This is a genomic window from Mesorhizobium sp. (assembly GCF_017306585.1).
Classification (GTDB): Bacteria; Pseudomonadota; Alphaproteobacteria; order Rhizobiales; family Rhizobiaceae; genus Mesorhizobium.
In genome coordinates this window covers 1-21,806 of sequence record NZ_JAFKIC010000115.1, presented here as the reverse complement: position 1 = coordinate 21,806, position 21,806 = coordinate 1, and the positions used below count along the sequence as shown (strand labels likewise).

Below are 21,806 nucleotides of genomic sequence, written 5' to 3'. Positions count from 1 at the left end.
ACGATGAGCGCACAGCTATCCTCAGCGCGCTCCGGCGCGATCGACAAGGCAGGCGAACCGCTGCTGTCCATACGCGGTCTGCGGGTCGGGTTCCGCAAGGCCGGCAGCCAGTTCGAGGCGGTGCGCGGCATCGACCTCGATGTCGCCAAGGGCGAGGTGGTCGGCATTGTCGGCGAATCCGGTTCGGGCAAGTCGGTCGGCATGCTCGCCGCGCTCGGCCTCACCTCGAAGAACGCGGTCGTCACCGGTTCCGTCCGTTTCAAGGGCGATGAACTGGTCGGCAAGCCGGCGCGCGAGATGCGCAGGATCAGGGGCGCGCGCATCGCCATGATCTTCCAGGACCCGCTGTCCTCGCTCAATCCGGTGATGACCGTCGGTGCCCAGATCGCCGAGGCGGTCAGGCTGCATCAACGCCTGACCCACAGGCAGGCCATGGCGCGCGCGGTGGAACTGCTCGCCTTGGTGGCGATCCCGCAGCCGGAACGCCGCGTCAGCCAGTATCCGCATGAATTCTCCGGCGGCATGCGCCAGCGCGCGGTGATCGCCATGGCGGTCGCCAACGATCCCGACCTGCTGATCGCCGACGAGCCGACCACGGCGCTCGACGTGACGGTCCAGGCGCAGATCCTGGCCGTGCTGCGCTCGCTGCAGGAACGCCTTGGTCTCGGCCTTGTGCTGATCACGCACGATCTCGGCGTCGTTGCCGGTCACGCCGACCGCGTCGCCGTCGTCTATTCCGGCCGCGTCGTCGAGCAGGCAACCGTCAACCAACTGTTCGCCGATCCGCGCCATCCCTACACGCGCGGGCTGATCGCCTCGATCCCCAATCTGGAAGAAAGCCGCGAGCGCCTGTTCTCCATCGAAGGCTCGCCGCCGGCGCTTGGCCGTCTGCCGGGCGGCTGCGCCTTCCATCCGCGTTGCATATACGCCGAAGCGCGCTGCCGGGAGCAGGACCCGCCCTTGCTCGATGTGGGAGGCCGTTTCTCCGCCTGTCACTTCGCGACAAGCCTGCCGCCGTTCCACAGCGCCTCGCTGGCGCCGGCGGTCCTCGAGACTGGAAGCGTAGCCCGATGAGTGCAGCGGCCGAACACAAGACCGAAGCGGCATCGGCACAGGCGCCCGCGCTGTCTGTCCGCCACCTGGTCAAGGATTTCCCGGTGCGCGGCGGTCTGGTCTTCGACCGGGCGGTTGCCCATGTGCGGGCGGTCGCAGATGTTTCCTTCGACGTGGCGGCAGGCGAGACGCTGGGCCTTGTCGGCGAATCCGGTTGCGGAAAATCCACGCTCGGCCGCTGCCTGATGCGGCTCATCGAGCCGACCAGCGGCGAAAGCTGGTTCCGTGGCCAGAACCTTCTGGCGCTGAACCACGAAGACATGCGCCAGATGCGGCGCTACATCCAGCTCGTCTTCCAGGACCCATATGGTTCGCTGCACCCGCGCATGCGGATCGCCGACAACATCGCCGAGCCGCTGCGCATCAGCGACATGTCGAAGGCCGACCGCCGCGCCCGCGTCGCCGAGCTCCTGGAACTCGTCCGCCTCAACCCCGAACACGGCCGTCGCTACCCGCACGAGCTTTCCGGTGGCCAGCGCCAGCGTGTCGTCATCGCGCGCGCGCTCGCGCTCAATCCGCAAGTGGTGATCCTCGACGAGCCGGTGTCGGCGCTCGACGTCTCGGTTCAGGCTGGCGTGCTCAATCTGCTCAGGGATATCCAGCAGTCCTTCGGCACCTCCTACCTGTTCATCGCCCACGACCTGTCTGTGGTGCGCCACATCTCGCATCAGGTCGCGGTGATGTATCTCGGCAAGATCGTCGAGATCGCGCCGGCGGCCGAACTCTATTCCCGGTCGCTGCACCCCTATACGCAGGCGCTCCTGTCGGCGGTGCCGCTCGCCGACCCCGAGAAGGAGCGCAAACGCGAACGCATCGTGCTGTCGGGCGACGTGCCGAGCCCGCTCAATCCGCCGTCGGGCTGCCGCTTCCGCACGCGCTGCTTCAAGGCGCAGGCGATCTGCGCCTCGGTCGAGCCGCCGCTAGGTCCGTCCGGCGACAAACATCGCGTCGCTTGCCATTTCCCGGAACCCGTCAACGCGTTCAAGGCCGCCTGACATACGCAGGCCGACGTCGAATTATCTTTGAAGGATTTGATCGTGATCGAAGACCGTCCCAGCGACGCCGGCATGGCAAGCCGCAACCGACTGCCGCTCGCGGGCATTAAGGTGCTCGATCTGTCGCGCGTGCTCGCCGGCCCCTGGGCGACGATGAGCCTCGCCGATCTCGGCGCCGAGGTCTGGAAGATCGAGAACATCGATGGCGGCGACGACACCAGGGCGTGGTCGGTGCCGAGCTACAAGGGCGTCTCGACCTACTATCTCTCCGCCAATCGCGGCAAGCAGAGCATCGCGCTCGACATGAAGAGTCCTGAAGGGTTGGCGATCGTGCGCGAACTGGCCGCCAAGGCCGATGTCGTCGTCGAGAATTTTCGCGCCGGCACCGCCGACCGGCTGGGCGTCGGCTATAAGGAACTCAGCGCCTCCAATACGGGCCTGATCTACTGTTCCATCTCCGGCTACGGCCAGACCGGTCCCGACGCCAACCGTCCCGGTTATGATTTCGTCATGCAGGCCGAAAGCGGCCTGATGGCCATCACCGGCGAGAGCGACGGCGAGCCGATGCGTGTCGGCGTCGCCATAACCGATGTGGTCTGCGGCATGGTGGCGACGCAGTCGGTTCTCGCGGCGCTTTTCGAACGCACGACGACAGGCAAGGGCCAATTCCTCGACCTGTCGCTCATCGACTGCGCACTGAGCCTGTTGATCAATGTCGGTAGCGGTTATCTCAACACCGGGCGGGAGGTCGCGCGCTACGGCAATGCGCACCCGACCGTGGTGCCCTACCAGATATTCGAGACCTCGGATGGCCGGTTCGCGCTGGCGGTCGGCAATGACCGGCAGTTCGCGGCGCTCTGCGAGAAGGTCGTCGGCTTGCCTCATCTGGCCAGCGATCCCCGCTTCATCAAGGCCGGCGCTCGCGCGACCAACCGCGCGGCGCTGATCCCGCAACTCGCGGAGGTTTTCAAGACGCAGACCAGCGACCACTGGATGACAGCCTGCGCCGCCGCAAGCGTGCCGGCCGGCACGGTGAAGTCGATCCCGGAAGTGTTCGACAGCCCCAATGTGCGCGAGCGCGGCCTCGTCCAGACCTTGCCGCATCCCCATCTCGGTTCCGTCGCCATGGTGCGCCCGGCGCAGGGGCTCGCCGCGCAGCTGACGGCGGAATTCACCGCGCCGCCAATGCTGGGCCAGGATACCGAGGCCGTGCTGAGCACTGTGCTTGGCTACAGCGCCGACAGTATCCGGGACCTGATCGATGTCGGCGCGATCGACATATACACGCCCACCGCCGAACCTGTTTCCGCCTGACCTGCCACGGAGCCCTACATGTATCCCAACGTTCATCTCCATATAGGCGGCTCGTGGCGGCCAGCGCGCGACGGCCGTACGATGCCGATCGTCAATCCGGCGACGGAGGCCGAACTCGGTTCGCTTTCCCATGCCGGCATAGCCGACCTCGACGAGGCGCTGGCCGCCGTGGCGAAAGGCTTCGATGCCTGGCGGCGCGTTTCGCCATTCGACCGTTCCAAACTGATGCGCAAGGCGGCCAACCTGCTGCGTGAGCGCAACGAGCACATCGCCACGCTGATGACGCTGGAACAGGGCAAGCCGATCGCGGAATCGCGTATGGAGGCCTTCGCCGCCGCCGATATCATCGACTGGTTCGCCGAGGAAGCGCGCCGCGCCTATGGCCGCATCGTGCCGGCGCGCCTCGAAGGGGTGAGCCAGTCGGTGATCAAGGAGCCGGTCGGGCCGGTCGCCGCCTTCACGCCGTGGAATTTTCCGCTCAACCAGGCGGTGCGCAAACTGTCGGCCGCGCTTGCCGCCGGCTGCTCGATCATCGTCAAGGGTCCGGAAGAGACGCCGGCTTCGCCGGCCGAGCTGGTGCGCGCTTTCGTCGATGCCGGCCTGCCCGATGGCGTCGTCAACCTCGTCTACGGCACGCCGTCCGAAATCTCGTCCTATCTCATCCCGCACCCGGTGATCCGCAAGATCTCCTTCACCGGCTCGACGCCGGTCGGCAAGCAACTAGCGTCGCTGGCCGGCCTGCACATGAAGCGGGCGACGATGGAGCTTGGCGGCCATGCGCCCGTCATCGTCCTGCCAGATGCCGATCTCGACCGTGCGGCACGCTCCATGGCGGCATCGAAATTCCGCAATGCCGGCCAGATCTGTGTCGCGCCGACGCGCTTCCTCGTCGATCATGCCGTCTATGACGAGTTCGTCGGCCGCTTCACCGATGTCGTCAGCCAGATCAAGGTGGGTGATGGCCTTGCCGAGGGCACGACCATGGGGCCGCTCGCCAATCCGCGCCGCGTGCAGGCGATGGAAGAGCTCGTCCATGACGCCGTCCAGAAGGGCGCCGAGCTCGTCACCGGCGGCAAGCGCATCGGTAATTCCGGCTATTTCTTCGAACCGACTGTGCTGTCTGGCGTCGGCACGGATGCGCGTGCCATGAACGAGGAACCGTTCGGTCCGCTGGCGCTGATGACCCCGGTGAGCGGGCTGGATGAAGCGCTGGCCGAGACCAATCGGCTGAACTATGGCCTCGCCGCCTACGGCTTCACCCGCTCGGCGGCGAGTGCTGCAAAAATGTCGTCTGGCATCGCCAGCGGCATGGTGTCGATCAACCATTATGGCCTGGCGCTGCCGGAAGTGCCGTTCGGCGGCATCAACGATTCCGGCAATGGCACCGAGGGCGGCGCCGACGCGCTGGAGAGCTACTTCAATGCGAAGTTCGTCTCGCATCTGCAGGCCGACTGAAAGCGGCGCCCGGACGTTCCGTCCGCCTACTTCTGCTGGCCATAGGTCTTGTAGCGTCCGCGAATGGCGGCGAGTTCGGTCTCGCCGATCAGCACCGGTGTTCCGGCGCTGAGCGCCAACAGATATTGCCGCGCCAGCGTCTCCAGCTTGATGGTGCGTATGAGCGCCGTGTCGAGATCGCCGGCGAAGGCGATCATGCCGTGATTGGCGAGCAGGCATGCCGTGCGGTCCTTCAGCGCCACGACGGCCGCCTTGGCGAGATCGCTCGAGGCGAACAGCGCATAGTCCGAGCAGCGCACATCATCGCCCCCGAAGCCCGCCACCATGTAGTGAAACAATGGCAGCGGCTGGCGCAGGCACGACAGCGCCACGCAATGGTCGGGATGGGCATGCACCACCGCGCCGGCGTCCGGGAAAGCCTTGTAGATCTCGGCATGCATCTCCCACTCGCTCGACGGCTTGAACGGCGCGTCCCAGGAGCCGTCGAGTCGCATCGGCACCATCTGTCCCGGCCGCAGCGCGCTCGTGGCAATTCCGGTCGGCGTGATCAGCATGCCATCCTTCGTGCGCACGCTGATATTGCCTGTCGTGCCGACATTCATGCCGCTGGCGTCCAGCGTCTCGGTCGCCGCTATCAGTGCCGCGCGGGCGGTTTGCATATCCATCACGATGCTTTCCCTGTGGTGGCCATCATCGGCGGCCATGTGTCGATTGCCGGCGCGGTGGAGGTGGGCCGCGTCATGTCCTTCAGAACGTCGGCGAAAATATCCGGGCCGCCGAGCTTTCCGGATTTGAGCATCAGCGCCAGCGGGTCGTCGGACAGGCCCGGCAGGTGAGCAATGGCGCGCGACAGGCCTGGCCCCTCATAGGCGCCCATGGCGATCCGGTCGATGCCGAGCGCCTTGACCACCGAGCCTGCCGTCTCGCCGCCCGCGACCACCAGGCGCCGCACACCGAATTCGCGCACCAGTATTCCTGCGATTTCGGCCAGAATTGATTCCGCCTTTGCAGCCACCGCATCGCGCCCATGCGCCTGCTGAAGTGCCTCGACCGCCGGCTGCGGTGCCGTGGTGGCGATGGCGATCACCGCATCGGGCAGATGGCGTTTTGCGAAACCGCGTGCTTGCGCCACCACATCCTGGCCGGCGAAGGCTCCGGCGAGATCGATGGACAGCAGCGGATTGTGCTCTGCGAATCGGTCGAGCTGTTCGATGGTGCGGCCGGCGACGCTGCCTGCCAGCACCGCCGCCGGTCCGTCAACAGCGGGCAGATTGGGCGGAATGAGATCGTCGGTGCTCAGCAGTCCGTGCTCCAGCCAGGCCGTCGGCAGGTGCGCGACCACGGACGAATTGCCCGTCATCAGCGGCAGATCGAAGGCCGCTTCCGCGATCGACGCCAGGTCGCGCTCTCGTATCGTGTCGGTGAGCAGCAGCGTCTCTCCGCTTGCGCTTTTCTCACGGACGGCTTTGCGGATCGCTTCCGGGCCACTGTCGATGGTAAGCCAGCTAATTAGACCGGCTTTGCTGCGGCTCTGAGCCTGCAGCACGCGAACCAGGTTGGAATCGGTCATCGGCGTCAGCGGATCGAAGCGCTTCGGCGATTCGCCCAGCAATTGCGTGCCGCCGAACATATGGCCCTGGTAGACGGTGCGGCCGGTCTCGCACAGGGCCGGCGTAAACAGCGTCACGCCGCCCCCGAGCCGTTCCAGCAATGCCTCCGCGCAAGGACCGATATTGCCGGCAGGGGTGGAATCGAACGTGGCGCAGTATTTGAAGAAGATCTGTCTTGCGCCTGCTTCGACCAGCCGCTCCGCGGCCTCGAGCACCTGTCGCACGGCCTTGTCGGCGGCGATGACGCGTGTCTTGAGCAGGATCACATGGGCCCTGTTGCCGGTTGGGATCGGCGCTTCCAGCCCGACCGTGCATCCCGTGGCAATGCCGCGCGCCACCAGCATCGATGCCAGTTCGGTGCCGCCGGTGAGGTCGTCGGCAATGGCGCCGAACAATAGGGAAGGCGTCGACACGGTCATGCGCTTCGTCTCATTTTTGCGTGTCCGATGTCGATGGTCAGGCCGGTCGTGATATCATATACACGGCCCGCGCGCCGTGGACGACGCTGGCGCGGCCGCAAGGACGGAGACTGAATGTGACTGCTTCCATCGCGCCGATCGCGCGCGACAACCTGACGACCCGCGTCTACGAGGAGCTTCGCCGCGCCATGATGGAAGGCCGCTTCTGGCCCGGCCATCGCTTCAAGATCCGCGACCTCGCCGCCAGCCTCGAAGTCTCTGAAACGCCGGTGCGCGAGGCCCTTATGCAGCTGGTGCGCGAGAAGGGCCTGGAGATGGAGGCGGGGCGCTCGATCACCGTCGCCCAGTTGTCGCTGGCCCAGTATCTGGAGCTGCGCAGCATCCGCCTGCATCTCGAGGGCATGGCCGGCGCGGCGGCCACCACGCGCATCGAGCCGCGCGAGATCGATCGTCTGGCCGACGTGCATGAAAAGCTGATCGCCAACGAGGACAATGGCCGCTGGTTCGAGGCCGTCCGCGACAACTGGGAATTCCACCACTCGATCTACCAGGCGGCGGGCATGCCGGAGCTGCTTGCCATCATCGAGGGCATCTGGTTGCGCAACGGCCCGCTGGTCAACTACCAGTATCCGCACGCCCGGCCGACTTATGACGGCCGCCACCGCCATCTCGACATCCTCGACGCCCTGCGCGCGCGCGACGAGAACGGGGTTCGCAAGGGTATCCAGCAAGACATGATCGAAGGCGGCCGGCTGCTGGTCAAGGTGCTGGAGCGGCTGAACGACGGTTCGGTCACGCCTGAAGAATTGCGCGCGGCCGCGCAGAACGGCCGCCTGGTCTCGGCGGCCGGTTGATCCATTCGTTACGGCGCGTTGCACTGCCGCCGGCTCACGCCAGCTGCGCGGCCGCGGCCATGCCGGCGTCGGCCGCCTGGAGCACGAGGTCGATATCCCTCGCCGTATGCGCGGCGCTGAGGAACATGTTGTGCTTGGGGTGGAAATAGGCGCCCTCACGCAAGGCGGCCGAGCAGAAGGCGTCCGCCTTCTTGAATTCACTGTCGCCGTCGAAAAGCACCATCGGCATCGACACCGGGCCGGTCTGGCGTAGCGACAGCCCGTGCTTCCTCGCCGCAGCGTCGAGACCTGTCCGCAGCCTTTCGCCGGCAGCATTCATGGCGGCGATCGCATTGCTGTCGCGCAATGTCCTGATGGTGGCGACCGCCGCCGCCATGGAGACGGCGCCATACCAGAACGAACCCGTTACATAGACCTTGGTCGCGGCTTCGCGGAACCGGTCGTTGCCGGTGATGGCAGCCAGCGGGTAGCCGTTGGCGATCGCCTTGGAGAAGGCCGACAGGTCCGGCCGCACGCCGAGCGGCTCCCAGCTGCCGCCGAGGTCGATGCGGAAACCGGCTCTGACATCGTCGACGATCAGAGCAGCGTCGGCGGCCGAGGTGAGTTCGCGGGCCCGTTTGGCGAAGGCTGCTGTCGGCAGTTCCTGGTCGCGGGCGATGTCGTGGCGGAAGGCGGTGACGACTATCGCCGCAAGGTCGCTGCCGGCTTGCTCCACGGCGGCTTCGAGACTGGCGACGTCGTTATAGTCGAAATGGATGAGATGGGCGCGATCCTCCGCCGTGACACCGGCGAGCGAAGGCGTGCACCACGGCACCGCGCCGTGATAGGAGCCGCGCGCCACCAGCACCTTGCGTCGGCCGGTGCCGGCACGTGCGATGGTCACGCAGGCGGTGGTGGCGTCCGTACCGTTCTTCTGCAGCATCGCCCAGTCCGCATGCGCGACGGTCTCGACCAGCAGTTCGGCCAGTTCGACCAGCACTTCGCCGGGGCCGTTCATCGCATCGCCCAGGCCACGCTGCCGCGCCGCCGCTTCCTCGACTGCCTTATGATGATGGCCGAGGATGTTCGGGCCCCAACTGCACATCAGGTCGATGTATTCGCGTCCGTCGACATCCCACACCCGGCAGCCGTCGGCGCGCTCGAAGAATTGCGGATAGGCGGAGCCGAGATAGCGCGTGGACATATGTCCCCACATGCCGCCCGGGATGACCGAGGCGGCGCGGTCGCGCAACAGCTGGTCCTTGGAGTTGATCAGGGAAGGCATGTAGATCTCCGCATTTTGATATATCATATATTGAAGATTGAATGTCTCGCCACCGGAATTCCCATACCGAGAGGCAGGAAATGGTGGGGAAGCTTCCACTCCCCCACCATTGGTTCGCTTAGTGGCTGAGTTCGGCCAGCGGCAGGTTGCAACAGGCGCTGTAGCGCACGCCCTTGACGTCGGACTTGTAGGCCAGGATCAGGTTCGGGCTGACCAGCGGCAGGATCACCCTGTCCTTGATCATCTCCTCGCCGGCCTGGTGCCACAGCTTGGCGGCCTCGTCGCCGCTCGCCGCGAGCGCTGCCTTGTAGAGTTCGGCCTCCTTCGGGTTGAGCACCGACGGCTCGCGCTCGGCGCCGGCGCGCCGCGCCCACGGGCTGCCCTTGGTCATGGCGAAATACTCGATGTACTGCGAGGTGCCGTAATAGTCCGGCGCGTAGAAGACGGCGGTCATCGGGATGCCGTCGCCATTGATGCGCTCGCGCCAGTTGGCGAAGGGGATCGGCTGCAGGTCGAGCTTGATGTTCACCTTGGCCAGATCCTGCTGGACCTTCTGCATCAGCAGCGACAGGTCGACGCCATAGACGTTCATGCCCGGGAAGGCGGCTTCCATCTCGAAGCCGTCGGCGTGACCGGCCTTGGCAAGCAGTTCCTTTGCCTTGGCGAGATCGTAAGGCTGCTCCTCGAAGCCCGAGCCGCCGGGGAAACCGAGCGGGATCGGCGCGCTGATCAGCTGACCCTCGGAGCCGATGGTGAAGTCGAGGATGCTCGGCCGGTCTAGCGCGAGCGAGATCGCCTCGCGTACCTCTGCCGTCAGCGGCACCTTGTTGGCCTTGGCGCCGGGCGACAGCGCGACATAGATGAAGTTGTAGGACGGCACCGTCTCGATCTTGACGTCGTTGCCGGTGATGGTCTTGGCCGTGTCCGGGTCGATCTGCATGGCGATGTCGGCGGTGCCGCTCTGCAGCATCTGCGCCTGCGCCACGGCGTCCTTGGTCTGGCGGATGACGACTTCGCTCAGCGCCGGCGCCTTGCGCCAGTACTTGTCGTTGCGCGCCAGGCGCACTTCCGAATTCGGTTCATAGGACTTCAGCACGAACGGCGCGCTGCCGGCCGAGTGGGCGAGGAACCACGCCTCGGCATTGTCGGTGGTCGAGGCGTCGGCTCCGGCCTTGGCGCCGGCTTCCTCGGCAACCTTGCTGTTGACGACCGCAGTATAGGGCGCGGCCGCGATGTTGAGGAATTCCGACGACGGCGCGACCATCTTGACCACGACCGTATGCGCGTCCGGGGCCTCGATCGAGGCGACATTGTCCATCAGGAACGAAGCGCTGCCCTTGAGGTTCTTCAGCCGCTCCCAGGACCACTTCACGTCCTTGGCTTCCACCGGCGAGCCGTCGGAGAATTTCGCGGCCGGATCGAGCGTGAAAGTGAAGCTGGTCTGGTCGGCATTGCTCTCCCACTTGGAGGCGAGCAGCGGGATCAGCTTGTTGTCCTTGTCGAGCGTCAGCAGCGATTCATAGACGCTGGAATTGTAGATCTGGCAGGTGTCGCAGAAGGCGCGGTGCGGATCGAGCGAGTTGAGGTCGATGTTGCGCGCGATGACCAGCGGCTTCTCGTCCTGCGCGAAGCTGGCCGGTGCCCAGAAGGCGCTCGTGGCCATCAGCGCGGCGGCCAGCAGGGTCGCCCTGGTCTTGTTTCTTGGTAGGATGGTCATGTCGGTTCTCCCATTTTCTTGTCTGATCTTCGTGGCAATGCGTTGCTCTACCCGCTCACGACCGTGAGGGATCGAAGCGCGGCCCGGAGCTTGTCGGCGCCGCCCAGGGCGGCCCGATTGAGCGGGGCCGATACGACGGGGGCCGAGAGGCTTCCCGTCACATGCAGGATTTCGTGGTCGAGATAATCGAACACGCGCTCCTGAATTTCCTGCGTCAGTCGCCCGCCGAGCGACAGCCCGCGCTGCACCTGTTCGACCACCGCGACGCGGTTGGTCTTGCGGATCGACGCTTCCAACAGCGGCCAGTCGAGCCCGGTCGGGTCGAGGCTGCGCAGGTCGATGATCTCGGCATCGACGCCCGTCTCCTCGACAACTTGTCTTGCGACGGCAACCATGCTGGCGCTGGTCAGCAACGTGCAGGCGCTGCCTGGCCTGACGATTTTCGCTTTGCCCAGCCGCACGCAATAATCGCGGTCTTCGGTCGGAACGGGACCTTCGCTGGTGAACAGTTCGACATGCTCGATGACGACGACCGGATCGTCGCATTTCAGCGCCGAATTCATCAAGCCGACATAGTCGAAGGGCGTCGTCGGGGCGACGATGCGCCAGCCCGGATAGAGCGCGAACAGGCCGGACGGGTCCCCCGAATGCTGTGAGCCATAGCCGGTGTGCGGCGAGACGCGGACCCTGACCACGATCGGCACTGGGAAGCCGCCGCCGAACATGTGCCGCACCTTGCTGACCGCATTGAACAACTGGTCAGCGGCGACAAGGCAGAAATCGCCGAACATGATCTCGACGATTGGCCGCAAGCCGCAAAGGGCCGCGCCCAGCGCCACGCCGACAAAACCGTTCTCCGCGATCGGCATCGCCAGCACGCGTTCGGGCCAGCGCTCCAGCGCGCCCTTGGTGGCGCCGGACACACCGCCGCGCAGCCGGTGCACGTCCTCGCCCATGATGATGATCCGCGGGTCCTGCTCCATGGCGCGCGCGATGACTTCCGATGCGGCGGCCATGAACTTGAGCGGCTTGGTCTCGGCCGGCGGCACGTCCTCGATCTCGAGAAAGCGCTCGTCGTCCAGTTCGGACAGGTCGCCGCGGATCTGATTGTCGACGTCATCGGGGTTCGGCCACAGATGGTCGGGAATGCGCAGCGCATTGCCGCTCATCTCGGTCAATGAGCCGGCGGCGGTGTTGACGACATCCATTACCCGCTGGTCGAGCGTGGCGAGGTCTGCCTGGCCGAGAATTCCCATCTTCTTCAGACGGGCGGCCATGTTGGCGATCGGGTCGCGCGCCTTCCAGATGTCTTCCTCGGCACGCGTGCGATAGCCGAATTCGCTGCCGGGGCGGGCACCGCTCTGGTGCAGGAAGCGGTAGCAGAGCGCCTCGACCAGAACCGGACCGCCTTCCTCCTCGATCGTGCGACGCGCCTCGCGCATGGCATGGTGCACCGCCACCACATCCATCCCGTCGCATTCGATGCCGCGAAAACCCAGCATCGGGCCGCGCGAGGCAAGCCGCGTCTCGCGCGTCTGTTCGTTGACATGGGTGGAGACGGCATAAAAATTGTTTTCGGCAAAGAAGATCACCGGCAGCCGGTAAAGCGCGGCGATGTTCATCGCCTCATAGGCCGGGCCCGCCATCATCGTGCCGTCGCCGAAGAAGGCGACCGAAATGTTGCCATTGCCCTGCAATTTGTCGGCCAGCGCGTAGCCCGCCGCATGGGGCAGGTTGCCGCCGATGATGGCGCTGGTGCCTGGGATGCCGGAGGCGTCGTCGCGCATGTGCATCGAACCACCGCGTCCGCCGCAGTAGCCTGACTTGAGCCCCATGATCTCGGCCATCAGGCCGCGCACCGAGCCCTGCATCGGCGTGTTGAAATCGTCGCGCAGCGGATCGAACCCCGCCGGCGTCTGCGCGTTGACCAGCTTGGCCAGAACCTGGTGGTGGGCGCGATGGGTGCCGTTGATACGATCGCCGGTGCCGAGCATCGACATCGCGCCGACGGCCGTCGCCTCCTGGCCGATGCTGGCGTGAGCCGGCCCGTGCACCAGCCCGGCATTGGCGAGATCGAGCACCTTTTCCTCGAAACGGCGGATCAGCAGCATCTGGTGATACCAGCGCACGAGGCCCGATGCCTCGGCGGCGTTCCAGTCGGAATCGTCGACGTCGAGCCGCAACCAGGGCGCCGATGGCTGGATCGCTGTCTGCTGGACCATTTACGCTAGTTCCATTCCGGTAGATGATATATCAAATATTCTCTCTGTGGGTCGTGGCGGCTTATGTCGGGGGCATGTCACTGGTTCGCGGGGTCTGGCAGGTAAATGGAATTAAATTTCATTTTCTGCTCAAAGCCGAGACTAAGCCGGGACGGCGCCGTTCCGCAAGAGGAATTTTGAGATGGTCGGGCAGACATTTCGCTCTCGAAAACTGAATGCCGGATAAAAGGGCGTTATGCCCTTGGCCGTAGCGAACGTATCGCCGTTCTTCACGGCAAGGCGGTTCTCAGATTTCAGGTGCGGTTCAGAGTTGGTATGATATTATCACACCGACCCTGTAGGAGAAATCCATGGCCGCCACCGAAAAACGCACCTTTAGCCTGCCGACGGAGCAGGCTGCTTTCATCGACCGTCTCGTCGAATCGGGAACCTATGCGACCAGCAGCGAAGTGATCCGCGCCGGGCTTCGTGCCTTGCAAGAGCGCGACGCGGCTGTGGAGCGCTGGCTCCGCGAGGAAGTCGTGCCGACCTATGACAGATGGAAGGCGGACACTTCCCGAGTGATCCCGCTCGACGAAGGTTTTGACGGCATCCGTGCATACCACGCTACACGGCTCAAGGGCGACGAGTGAAACGGCGGCACGTTGTTCTGATGCCAGAAGCCCAAGCGGACTTGCGGTGGATATACGATACCATTGCATCCGCTGCAGGCAACGCCACGGCGATCCGTTATATCGAGCGGATCGAAGCCTATTGCGGGCGTTTTGACTACGCCTCGGAGCGAGGGACGCGCCGTGACGACCTGCGGCCTGGACTTCGGGTCATTGGTTTCGAGCGCCGTTTGACGCTAACCTTTGCCGTGGAGCCCGACCAAGTGGTGATTTTCCGGATATTCTACGGCGGGGCCAATTGGGAGGACGAACTTTAACCGCCACGCGAAAAGCCTGATTGACGAGGCTGCGCCCGATCCTATCACCTATCCGCCCGATGCTGGAAAAACTGCAGGAAAAGCTCCCGCTCCGTCGTTATGTCGAGCTTCTCGTAGATGCGCCGGCGGTGGTTTTTGACGGTGCCGACGGTGATGCCGAGGCGATCGGCGATGTTGGCCGTTGGATGGCCGGCGAGGATGAGCTGCACCAGCTCCCGCTCGCGCAACGACAGTTCCGGCCACAGGCTTGCCGGGATATTGGGCTCCTGCCGGGGCGAGGCGCCGGGGCCGGTCGGCGCCGATGTGCGGAAGAAATCCCGCCCACGCGCCTTGATGTCGAGCGCGTGCAGAGCCTCGAACACCGGCAGCCGCTCATCCAGCAACGTGATCTCGCTATCCTTGAAGGATGCCGTCGAACGGTCGAGGAAGATGCCGAGGCACCAGTCTCCGCCATCCGCCAGCATGATGCCGACCTCGTCGCAGATTTCCGACTGCGCCAGGAAGCCGGCTATGTACTGGCCACGCTTGGCCTCGTCGTCGGCAAGCCGCTTCAGCGGCATGATGCCCAGCCGGCGCTCGCGCCGCCACGAGGCATAGAACGGGTCGAAGACATAGTAGTTGTCGAGATAGCGCCGGACCATTTCATCCGAGAAGCGCCGGTGCTTGACGAATTCCGGTGTCTGCGTCGCCGAGTAACGCGTTACCGTGACGAGGTCATGCTCGATATCGGCGCCGATCAGGTCGATCAGGCAGTCGACATGTCTGTCCGTGCCGGTGGCGGCGATTGCCCTGGCGAGCGGCGCCCAGATATTGGCCATGCGCATGCCTCTTTGTCTGCGAGGGGTGCCCGCCCGTCATTGTGCCTTTAGGCATATGGCGCGATCCGCGCGATCGAATCTAGCCTGTGGCCATTCTCGACGAGGGAAGGCGACCCGTGGACCAGATCACAACCAACCCCATTGTTATCGGCATCGACGCCGGCGGCACCATGACCGACACCATCCTTGTCGATCAGGACGGCCACTTCAAGATCGGCAAGTCGGCGACCACGCCGAAGAACGAGGCCGAAGGATTCCTGGCTTCCGCCGAGGACGCGGCCGACGCCTGGGGCATCTCGCTCCAGGACCTGTTCTCCGGCGTGAACGTCGTGCTCTATTCCGGCACCGGCATGCTCAACACGCTGTTGTCGCGCACCGGCCGCAAGCTCGGGCTGATCACCACCAAGGGCCTCGAGGACATGATCCTGATGGGGCGCGGCCTGCAGGCCTGGGCCGACTATTCCTATGCCGACCGGTTGCACGCCGTGACACATCACCATCCCGATCCACTGGTGCCGCGCCGCCGCACCCATGGCGTCACCGAGCGCATCGACCAGTTCGGCGACGTCATCCTGCCGCTCTACGAACATGAAGTCGCCGCGGCGGCCAGAAAGCTGATCGCCGACAAGGTCGAGGGCATCTGCATCATGACGATCTTCGCGCACGTCAATCCCGTACACGAGAAACGCATAGCGGAGATCTGCCGCCAGGAGATATCGGCTGCCGGCGCCGACATCCTCGTCTACACCAGTCATGAGGTGCGCCCGGTCATCCGCGAACAGTCGCGGCTGAACTCGGTGCTGATCGAGGCCTACGCCACCTCGCGCGGCCGCAAGCAGCTCAAGGGCATCGAGGACGTCTCGAAGAAATACGGTTTCAAATACGGCGTGCAGACGCTTCTGTCTTTCGGCGGCCTGACCTCGATCAACCATCCGCGCCTGCACGAGACGATGATCTCCGGCCCGATCGGCGGCATCCTGGGCGCCGCCTATGTCGGCAAGCTGATCGGCAACGACTCGCTGATCTGCTCGGACATGGGCGGCACCTCCTTCGACATGGGTGTCATCACCCGCGGCCAGACGCGCATCGAGAACGAGCCGTTGATGGACCGCTTCAAGCTCAACGTCCCGACGCTGCATCTCGACACGATCGGCGCCGGCGCCGGCATGATCCTCAAGGTCGATCCGCTGACGAAAAAGGTCTCGCTCGGACCGGAAAGCGCCGGCTCCGACCCCGGCCCGATCTGCTTCGCCAAGGGCGGCACCGAGCCGACCATCGCCGACTGCGACGCCATCCTCGGCCGTCTCAACCCGCACTATTTTCTGGGCGGCAAGGTCGTGCTGCAGGTCGAGAAGGCTCGAAAAGCCTTCGAGGAGAAATGCTCGCGCCTGCTCGGCGTCGGCGTCGAGGAAGCCGCCGAAGGCATGATCGAGATGCTGGAGGCCGACGCCAACAATGCGCTGCGCCGCGTCATATCAGGCCAGGGTATCCATCCCTCCGAATTCACGCTGCTCTCCTATGGCGGCTCGGGACCATTGCACCTTGCCGGCTGCTCCAGGGGCATCGGCTTCAAGGACATCATCACCTTCCAGTTTGCCGCCGCCTTCTCGGCCTTCGGCTGCACCACCGCCGATTTCATGCGCCGCCACTCCGTGTCGACCCAGATCGACATCGGCGCGCGCGCCGGAGACGACGAATTGCAGGCCTTTGGCACCCGGGTGACAGCCGTGTGGGACGACCTGACCAAGGCCGCGGTCGACGAGATGATCGCGGATGGTCATGCGCGCGAAAAGATCAGGACCGTGCCGTTCCTGATGATGCGCTACACCGGCCAACTCGAGGACGTCGAGGTGATGGCGCCGCTGTCGGCCGTCAACTCGCCAGATGACATGCGCAAGATCATCGCCGAATTCGAGGCCGTCTATGCCAAGGTCAACCATCGGGTCTCGCGTTATGGCGAGGCCGGCTTCTCGATCACTGAGCTCGGGCTGATCGCCACCGCCGACAAGGTCAAGCCGACGCTGGTCAAGCGCCCGCTCGGCAAATCCGACCCGGTATCCGCCCACAAGGGCGTGCGTGAGGCCTATATTGGCGGCCGCTGGCACAAGGCCGATCTCTATGAGATGGACCTCCTGCAGCCCGGCCATGAGGTTACCGGCCCGGCCATCATCGAACACCCCGCCACGACGCTCGTCGTTCACCCGCAGGATCGTGTCCATGTCGATGAATGGACGCTGCTGCACTACACCCACGCTTGATAAGGGCTGTTGCCATGCTGGACAAACCCGCTTCCGCGCTCCGCATCCGCGAACGGCTGATCGAATCCGAACGGCTGATGGAAGAGACCGGCTGCTATGACGGCATCACCGAGCTCGAACTGCGCAACCAGGATCCGCTGAAGTTCGAGACGCTGCACACCAAGCTGCGCGCTTATTGCGTGTCGGCCCGCGAAATGGCCCGCCGCATCTCGGCTTCGCCCGGCGTGCGCGAGGTCGGCGAGATGGTGGTCGCCATCTACACGCCGGAGGGCGACGCGATCGCGCTCTCCAACGGCATCATGGTGCATGTGCATACGATGAGCCGTTTCATCAAATGGATGATCCGCAACGGCTACGAGGAAAATCCGCGAATCCGCGACGGCGATATCTTCGCCAACAACGACGCCTTCATCGGCACCGTGCAGGTGCCCGACGTGATGGACGTGGTGCCGATCTTCCATTCGGGCAAGCTGGTCGGCTGGGCCGGCGCCGTCTGCCACGAACTGGAGGCCGGCGGCATCACGCCAGGCGGCGACGTGGCGCTGGCGCAGGAGCGCTTCACCGAGGGGCTGTTCGTCTGCGCCGAGAAGGTTGGCGAGAACGACGAGCTGCGTCGCGACTATGTCATCCGCTGCGAGCGCAACTTGCGCATGCCGATCTACTGGGTGCTCGACGAGAAGGCCAAGGTCGCCTCCTGCATCGACATGCGCGAAAGCGTCAAAGGCCTGATCGACGAGATCGGCCTCGACTACTGGATGCAGGTGTCGAAGGAATTCATCGAGGAGGGACGACGCGCCCAGCTCGCCCGCACGCGCCAGCTCACCGTGCCCGGCATCTATCGTGGCCACACCTTCTACGGCCACGTCACCAAGGGCAAACCGGGCTACCAGCCGCTCGGCGATCCCGACTGGCTCTACAACATGCCGATAGAGATGGAGATCACAACAGACGGCAAGATCATCATGGACTTCGAGGGCACGCAGCCCTGGGGCTACCATTCGATGAACTGCACGCCGGCCGGCATGGATGGCGGCATGTTCGTCACCCTGACCCAGCACATGAATTTCGAAGGCCTCGTCAATGATGGCGCCTGGATGGCGACCGAGCTGAAGCTGCCGCACGGCACCTGGACCAACCCCGACAGCGAGATGGTGGCGACCGCCACGTCCTGGGCCTTGCTGCTCCCGGCCTATGGCGTCTTCCAGCGGCTGCTGTCGCGCTCCTTCATCGGCCGTGGCTTCGTCGAGGAAGCGTTCGTCGGCCAGGTCAACAGCCCGATGATCGAGATGGGTGGCACCAGCCAGTACGGCTCGCTGTTCGGCATGGCGCATTTCGAATGCGCCGCCGCCGGCTCCGGTGCGCTCGCCATCAAGGACGGGCTCGACACCGCCTATGTCGGCTGGAACCCCGAATCCGACATGGGCAACATCGAGATCTGGGAACAGAACATGCCGATGTTCTACATCGGCCGCTCCATCGTTCCCAACTCCGGCGGCGCCGGCAAGTATCGCGGCGGCTGTGCCTTCCTGTCGACCTGGCTGGTCTCGAAGACCGATCATCTGCGGCTGGTCACCTCGGAACATTCCTCGCGCGTCTTCGACAATGGCGGCATGTGCGGCGGCTATCCGGCGCCCACCTGCCAGAAGCATCGCGCCGTGCGCGACTCGAATATTTTCGAATTGGCGGGGAAGGGGGCGCCGCTGGCGCATCACACCGGCACCAATCCGCATCGCTCGGAACTCGAAGTCCGGCTGCAGGGCGAGCATGTGACGATGGAGGGACCTTACATCACCGCGCCGCACAAGACCGGTGACGTCTTCACCCATTCCTACAATGGCGGCGGCGGCTACGGCGACGTGCTGGAGCGCGATCCGGTCAAGACCGCCTGGGACGTCGAGAACGGCTTTCTGACCAAGGAAGCGGCCGAGGGTATTTTCGGCATCATGCTGGATGAAGACGAGGACGGCTATCCTGTCGCCAACATCGAAGCCACCAGGCGTCACCGCGCCGAGATGCGCGCCGCCCGATTGGCCAGGGCGAAGCCCGTCTCGGAATGGATCGCGGCCGAGCGCAGCCGCGTCGAGAAGGCCGACTTCGCCCCCGAGGTGAAGAAAATGTATGCCAGCGCCATCAAGCTGTCGTCGCGCTTCACCAGGGACTTCAGTGATTTCTGGAAAGTCGACGCCAGATCGATCTTCATGCCGGGAGCAAAGCCATGACCTCATACAGCAAGGAAGTCATTGCCGATCTGGTCGCGGGTACGCTGCCCTGGCCGCAGACGCGCCGCGTCATGAGCGCCTACAAGGACGACGATCGCTTCTTCAAATACGTGGCGGTGCTGCAGGACCGCGTCGGCTGGAAAGATCCGATCCTGCTGCCGGTCTCGGACCACCTGTTCATCTGCCAGAGCGGTGACGAGCGGGTGACGAAATGCGAATGCGGCCATTCCTTCGGCGACTATCGCAAGAACTGGAAGCTGAAGGCTTCGATCATCGTACGCGACACCGAGGAATCGCTGCGCGAGATCTATCCCAACAGCGATCTGCCGGATCCGGATTGGATGGAAATCCGCGAGTTCATCTGCCCGCGATGCGGGACCTTGCATGAGGTGGAGGCGGCCGCGCCCGGTTACCCCATCGTGCACGATTTCGAACCTGATCTCGAAGGCTTCTATCGCGAATGGCTGGGCAAACCCTTGTAGGGAAACTGATCTTGTGAACCGCGTCGCAGGCAAGGTAGCGCTCGTCACCGGGGCCGGCATGGGCCTCGGGCGGGCGGCCGCGTTGCTGCTCGCGGCCGAGGGCGCCAAGGTGGTCGTCACCGACATCGATGAGGCGGCTGCCCGGCAGACATCAGACCTGATCACCTGGGGCCGTGGCGAAAGCCTCCATATCCAGCACGATGTCTCCAGCCCCGAGGCCTGGCCGCCGGTGATGGATGCGGTTGCGAAACGCTTTGGCCGGCTCGACGTGCTGGTCAACAATGCCGGCATCGCCATCGCCAGGAATATCGAGGACACCACGCTCGCCGAATGGCGGCGCACGATGGCCGTCAACCTCGACGGGGTCTTCTTCGGCTGCCAGCAAGGCATAGCGCTGATGAAGCGCTCCGGCGGCGGCTCGATCATCAACCTGTCGTCCATCGACGGCATAATCGGCGAGGCCGATCTCGCCGCCTACTGTGCCTCCAAGGGGGGCGTGCGCACGCTGACCAAGGCGGTCGCGGTGCATTGCGCGGAGCAGCGCTACGGCATCCGTTGCAACTCCATCCATCCCGGCTACATCTGGACCCCACAGACGGAAAACTATCTGCGCGACCTCGGCACGCTCGACAAGGAGAAGGCCAAGGCGCTGGCCCGTCACCCCATAGGGTTCCTCGGCGAGCCCAACGACATCGCGTACATGGTCCTCTACCTCGCCTCGGATGAATCCAAATTCGTCACCGGCTCCGAGATGGTCGTCGACGGAGGCTATCTTGCCGTTTGAATCCCGCACCTCGCCGGGCCCTGCCGCGCCCGCGCAACTGCCTGGAGAACCCGCCTGATGACAAGTCTTTCCGGGCGCAGCGCCCTCGTCACCGGCGGCTTTTCCGGAATGGGTTTTGCCATCGCCACGGCGCTTGCCGAGGCCGGTGCCAACGTGGCGGTCGGCTCCTACATCGCGCCGGCCGGCAGCCAAAAGAACGATGCAGCCTATTATCCCGGCGCTGACGAGATCGAGCGGGTGCGCTCAGCGCTTGCCGCGCATGGCGGCAAGGTCCACGCGGCCCATCTCGATGTCCGCGACAGCGAGGTCACCGACCGGTTCGCCGCCGACGCGCAAGCCGCCATCGGCCCCCTGGACATATTGGTCAATGCCGCCGGCACCACCGCCGAGCAACCGGTCTGCGGCCATTCCGACGCGCTGTGGGACAAGATCGTCGACACCAATCTGACTGGCGCCTTCCGCGCCACGCGCGCCGTGCTGCCGGGCATGATCGAACGCGGCTGGGGCCGCATCGTCAATATCGGATCCACCGCTGCTTCGGTCGGCTGGAAGGACAATCCTGCCTACTGTGCCTCCAAGGCAGGGCTCCTCGGACTGACCCGCTGCGTCGCGCTGGAAGGCGCCGCGCACGGCGTCACCTGCGTCATGATCAGCCCGACCTGGGTCGAGACGGAACTGATGCGCCGCAACGTAGCGCAGGTCGTCGAGCGCGAAGGCAAGGGGCGCACGGCTGAGGAGGCGATGGCCGAGATCGCCAGGGGCAATCCGCAGCAGCGAATGCTGCAGCCGCAGGAGATCGCCGCCCTTGCCGTCTTCCTGTGCTCGGACCTCGCCAGGGGCATCACCATGGAAAACATACAGATCACCGGCGGGGCGCTGTGGTAGCGCCCAAACCCGATGGTTGCGGCCTTCATGGGAGGAGGCCGGCATAGGCAAGGAAAAGTCCAACCGACAGGGGAACTGAGATGAAAAGGACCAATGTCTTGAAAGGCGCCGGCATCGGGCTGGCGCTCCTGCTTGCAGCCAGCAGCCCGGGACGAACCGCCGACCTCGGGGCGAAGGACGAGCCGATCAAGCTGGCCATGCTGGAATGGACCGGCGCGCATGTCTCCACCCACATTGCCGGGCAGTTGATGGAGAAGCTGGGCTACAAGGTCGAATACGTCACCGCCGGCAACTTCCCGCAATTCTCCGGTCTTGCCGATGGCACGCTGAGCGCCTCGGTCGAGATCTGGCTCAACAATGTCGGCGACATCTATCCCAAGGTGCTGGCCGAGAAGAAGATCGAGGATGTCGGCAAGCTCGACCTCAAGACACGCGAAGGCTGGATCTATCCGAAGTTCATGGAAAAGGT

The 21,806-nt window shown here is 64.7% G+C and carries 19 protein-coding genes; 13 read left to right on the top strand and 6 right to left on the bottom strand.

Annotated features, from left to right (window positions below; genetic code table 11):
- Positions 1-3 precede the first annotated feature (3 nt).
- The 4 genes from J0I79_RS07850 (at position 4) to J0I79_RS07835 (ending at position 4,877) form a co-directional block, all read left to right on the top strand.
- Positions 4-1,074, top strand: coding sequence for an ABC transporter ATP-binding protein (locus tag J0I79_RS07850; RefSeq protein WP_292856261.1), 1,071 nt, complete (start codon positions 4-6; stop codon positions 1,072-1,074).
- Positions 1,071-2,108, top strand: coding sequence for a dipeptide ABC transporter ATP-binding protein (locus tag J0I79_RS07845; RefSeq protein WP_292856260.1), 1,038 nt, complete (start codon positions 1,071-1,073; stop codon positions 2,106-2,108). Before J0I79_RS07850 ends, J0I79_RS07845 begins: the two co-directional genes overlap by 4 nt.
- Before the next feature lie 72 nt (positions 2,109-2,180).
- Positions 2,181-3,422, top strand: coding sequence for a CaiB/BaiF CoA-transferase family protein (locus tag J0I79_RS07840; RefSeq protein ID WP_292856308.1), 1,242 nt, complete (start codon positions 2,181-2,183; stop codon positions 3,420-3,422).
- Positions 3,423-3,440: 18 nt separating this feature from the next.
- A complete protein-coding gene (locus J0I79_RS07835; RefSeq protein WP_292856259.1) occupies positions 3,441-4,877 on the top strand; it encodes an NAD-dependent succinate-semialdehyde dehydrogenase in 1,437 nt (478 codons plus the stop codon).
- A 26-nt stretch (positions 4,878-4,903) separates the two neighbouring features.
- Here J0I79_RS07835 and J0I79_RS07830 read toward each other — a convergent pair whose 3' ends face one another.
- Positions 4,904-5,542: a class II aldolase/adducin family protein gene (locus tag J0I79_RS07830; protein WP_292856257.1), complete on the bottom strand. Its 639-nt coding sequence runs from the start codon at positions 5,540-5,542 to the stop codon at positions 4,904-4,906.
- Complete coding sequence (gene otnK, locus J0I79_RS07825; protein ID WP_292856255.1) at positions 5,542-6,906, bottom strand: 3-oxo-tetronate kinase; 1,365 nt, start codon at positions 6,904-6,906, stop codon at positions 5,542-5,544. Before otnK ends, J0I79_RS07830 begins: the two co-directional genes overlap by 1 nt.
- Positions 6,907-7,022: 116 nt before the next feature.
- Here otnK and J0I79_RS07820 point away from each other — a divergent pair, with 116 nt between their 5' ends.
- On the top strand, positions 7,023-7,760 hold the full coding sequence (locus tag J0I79_RS07820; RefSeq protein WP_292856254.1) for a GntR family transcriptional regulator: 738 nt from the start codon (positions 7,023-7,025) through the stop codon (positions 7,758-7,760).
- 34 nt (positions 7,761-7,794) lie between these two features.
- On the opposite strand, the gene J0I79_RS07815 is transcribed toward J0I79_RS07820, so the two are convergent.
- From J0I79_RS07815 to J0I79_RS07805, 3 genes are all read right to left on the bottom strand, one after another.
- On the bottom strand, positions 7,795-9,024 hold the full coding sequence (locus J0I79_RS07815; protein ID WP_292856252.1) for an aminotransferase class III-fold pyridoxal phosphate-dependent enzyme: 1,230 nt from the start codon (positions 9,022-9,024) through the stop codon (positions 7,795-7,797).
- 118 nt (positions 9,025-9,142) lie between these two features.
- Entirely contained in the window at positions 9,143-10,741 is a 1,599-nt protein-coding gene (locus J0I79_RS07810; RefSeq protein WP_292856250.1) for an ABC transporter substrate-binding protein, read from the bottom strand.
- Between the two features lie 47 nt (positions 10,742-10,788).
- The gene (locus J0I79_RS07805; protein ID WP_292856248.1) at positions 10,789-12,963 is read right to left on the bottom strand and encodes an alpha-ketoacid dehydrogenase subunit alpha/beta; all 2,175 of its coding nucleotides are present in this window, start codon (positions 12,961-12,963) and stop codon (positions 10,789-10,791) included.
- A 350-nt stretch (positions 12,964-13,313) separates the two neighbouring features.
- On the opposite strand from J0I79_RS07805, the gene J0I79_RS07800 reads away from it, so the two are divergent.
- Positions 13,314-13,595 (top strand): type II toxin-antitoxin system ParD family antitoxin, encoded by a 282-nt coding sequence (locus J0I79_RS07800; RefSeq protein WP_292856246.1) that lies wholly within the window; start codon positions 13,314-13,316, stop codon positions 13,593-13,595.
- A gap of 20 nt (positions 13,596-13,615) precedes the next feature.
- The gene (locus J0I79_RS07795; RefSeq protein ID WP_292856244.1) at positions 13,616-13,891 is read left to right on the top strand and encodes a type II toxin-antitoxin system RelE/ParE family toxin; all 276 of its coding nucleotides are present in this window, start codon (positions 13,616-13,618) and stop codon (positions 13,889-13,891) included.
- A 44-nt stretch (positions 13,892-13,935) separates the two neighbouring features.
- Here the strand turns inward: J0I79_RS07795 and J0I79_RS07790 are convergent, their stop codons facing one another.
- Positions 13,936-14,715: a helix-turn-helix transcriptional regulator gene (locus tag J0I79_RS07790; RefSeq protein ID WP_292856242.1), complete on the bottom strand. Its 780-nt coding sequence runs from the start codon at positions 14,713-14,715 to the stop codon at positions 13,936-13,938.
- Between the two features lie 110 nt (positions 14,716-14,825).
- On the opposite strand from J0I79_RS07790, the gene J0I79_RS07785 reads away from it, so the two are divergent.
- From J0I79_RS07785 to J0I79_RS07760, 6 genes are all read left to right on the top strand, one after another.
- Entirely contained in the window at positions 14,826-16,967 is a 2,142-nt protein-coding gene (locus J0I79_RS07785) for a hydantoinase/oxoprolinase family protein (protein WP_292856241.1), read from the top strand.
- A gap of 14 nt (positions 16,968-16,981) precedes the next feature.
- On the top strand, positions 16,982-19,186 hold the full coding sequence (locus J0I79_RS07780; protein WP_292856239.1) for a hydantoinase B/oxoprolinase family protein: 2,205 nt from the start codon (positions 16,982-16,984) through the stop codon (positions 19,184-19,186).
- Entirely contained in the window at positions 19,183-19,668 is a 486-nt protein-coding gene (locus tag J0I79_RS07775; RefSeq protein ID WP_292856237.1) for an acetone carboxylase subunit gamma, read from the top strand. The genes J0I79_RS07780 and J0I79_RS07775 overlap by 4 nt, the downstream gene beginning before the upstream one ends.
- 13 nt (positions 19,669-19,681) lie before the next feature.
- On the top strand, positions 19,682-20,452 hold the full coding sequence (locus tag J0I79_RS07770; protein ID WP_292856235.1) for a glucose 1-dehydrogenase: 771 nt from the start codon (positions 19,682-19,684) through the stop codon (positions 20,450-20,452).
- A 57-nt stretch (positions 20,453-20,509) separates the two neighbouring features.
- Positions 20,510-21,337, top strand: coding sequence for an SDR family NAD(P)-dependent oxidoreductase (locus tag J0I79_RS07765; RefSeq protein WP_292856234.1), 828 nt, complete (start codon positions 20,510-20,512; stop codon positions 21,335-21,337).
- An 80-nt stretch (positions 21,338-21,417) separates the two neighbouring features.
- A partial coding sequence (locus tag J0I79_RS07760; protein ID WP_292856232.1) for a glycine betaine ABC transporter substrate-binding protein occupies positions 21,418-21,806 on the top strand: 389 nt, incomplete at its 3' end.

Bases quoted from the DNA above. Each gene is read 5' to 3' on its own strand.
- J0I79_RS07800 (WP_292856246.1), top strand. From the start codon at position 13,314: ATGGCCGCCACCGAAAAACGCACCTTTAGCCTGCCGACGGAGCAGGCT.
- J0I79_RS07840 (WP_292856308.1), top strand. From the start codon at position 2,181: ATGGCAAGCCGCAACCGACTGCCGCTCGCGGGCATTAAGGTGCTCGAT.
- J0I79_RS07815 (WP_292856252.1), bottom strand. From the start codon at position 9,024: ATGCCTTCCCTGATCAACTCCAAGGACCAGCTGTTGCGCGACCGCGCC.
- J0I79_RS07780 (WP_292856239.1), top strand. From the start codon at position 16,982: ATGCTGGACAAACCCGCTTCCGCGCTCCGCATCCGCGAACGGCTGATC.
- J0I79_RS07845 (WP_292856260.1), top strand. From the start codon at position 1,071: ATGAGTGCAGCGGCCGAACACAAGACCGAAGCGGCATCGGCACAGGCG.
- J0I79_RS07790 (WP_292856242.1), bottom strand. From the start codon at position 14,715: ATGCGCATGGCCAATATCTGGGCGCCGCTCGCCAGGGCAATCGCCGCC.
- J0I79_RS07795 (WP_292856244.1), top strand. From the start codon at position 13,616: ATGCCAGAAGCCCAAGCGGACTTGCGGTGGATATACGATACCATTGCA.
- J0I79_RS07775 (WP_292856237.1), top strand. From the start codon at position 19,183: ATGACCTCATACAGCAAGGAAGTCATTGCCGATCTGGTCGCGGGTACG.
- J0I79_RS07765 (WP_292856234.1), top strand. From the start codon at position 20,510: ATGACAAGTCTTTCCGGGCGCAGCGCCCTCGTCACCGGCGGCTTTTCC.
- J0I79_RS07810 (WP_292856250.1), bottom strand. From the start codon at position 10,741: ATGACCATCCTACCAAGAAACAAGACCAGGGCGACCCTGCTGGCCGCC.
- J0I79_RS07830 (WP_292856257.1), bottom strand. From the start codon at position 5,542: ATGGATATGCAAACCGCCCGCGCGGCACTGATAGCGGCGACCGAGACG.
- J0I79_RS07835 (WP_292856259.1), top strand. From the start codon at position 3,441: ATGTATCCCAACGTTCATCTCCATATAGGCGGCTCGTGGCGGCCAGCG.
- J0I79_RS07850 (WP_292856261.1), top strand. From the start codon at position 4: ATGAGCGCACAGCTATCCTCAGCGCGCTCCGGCGCGATCGACAAGGCA.
- otnK (WP_292856255.1), bottom strand. From the start codon at position 6,906: ATGACCGTGTCGACGCCTTCCCTATTGTTCGGCGCCATTGCCGACGAC.
- J0I79_RS07805 (WP_292856248.1), bottom strand. From the start codon at position 12,963: ATGGTCCAGCAGACAGCGATCCAGCCATCGGCGCCCTGGTTGCGGCTC.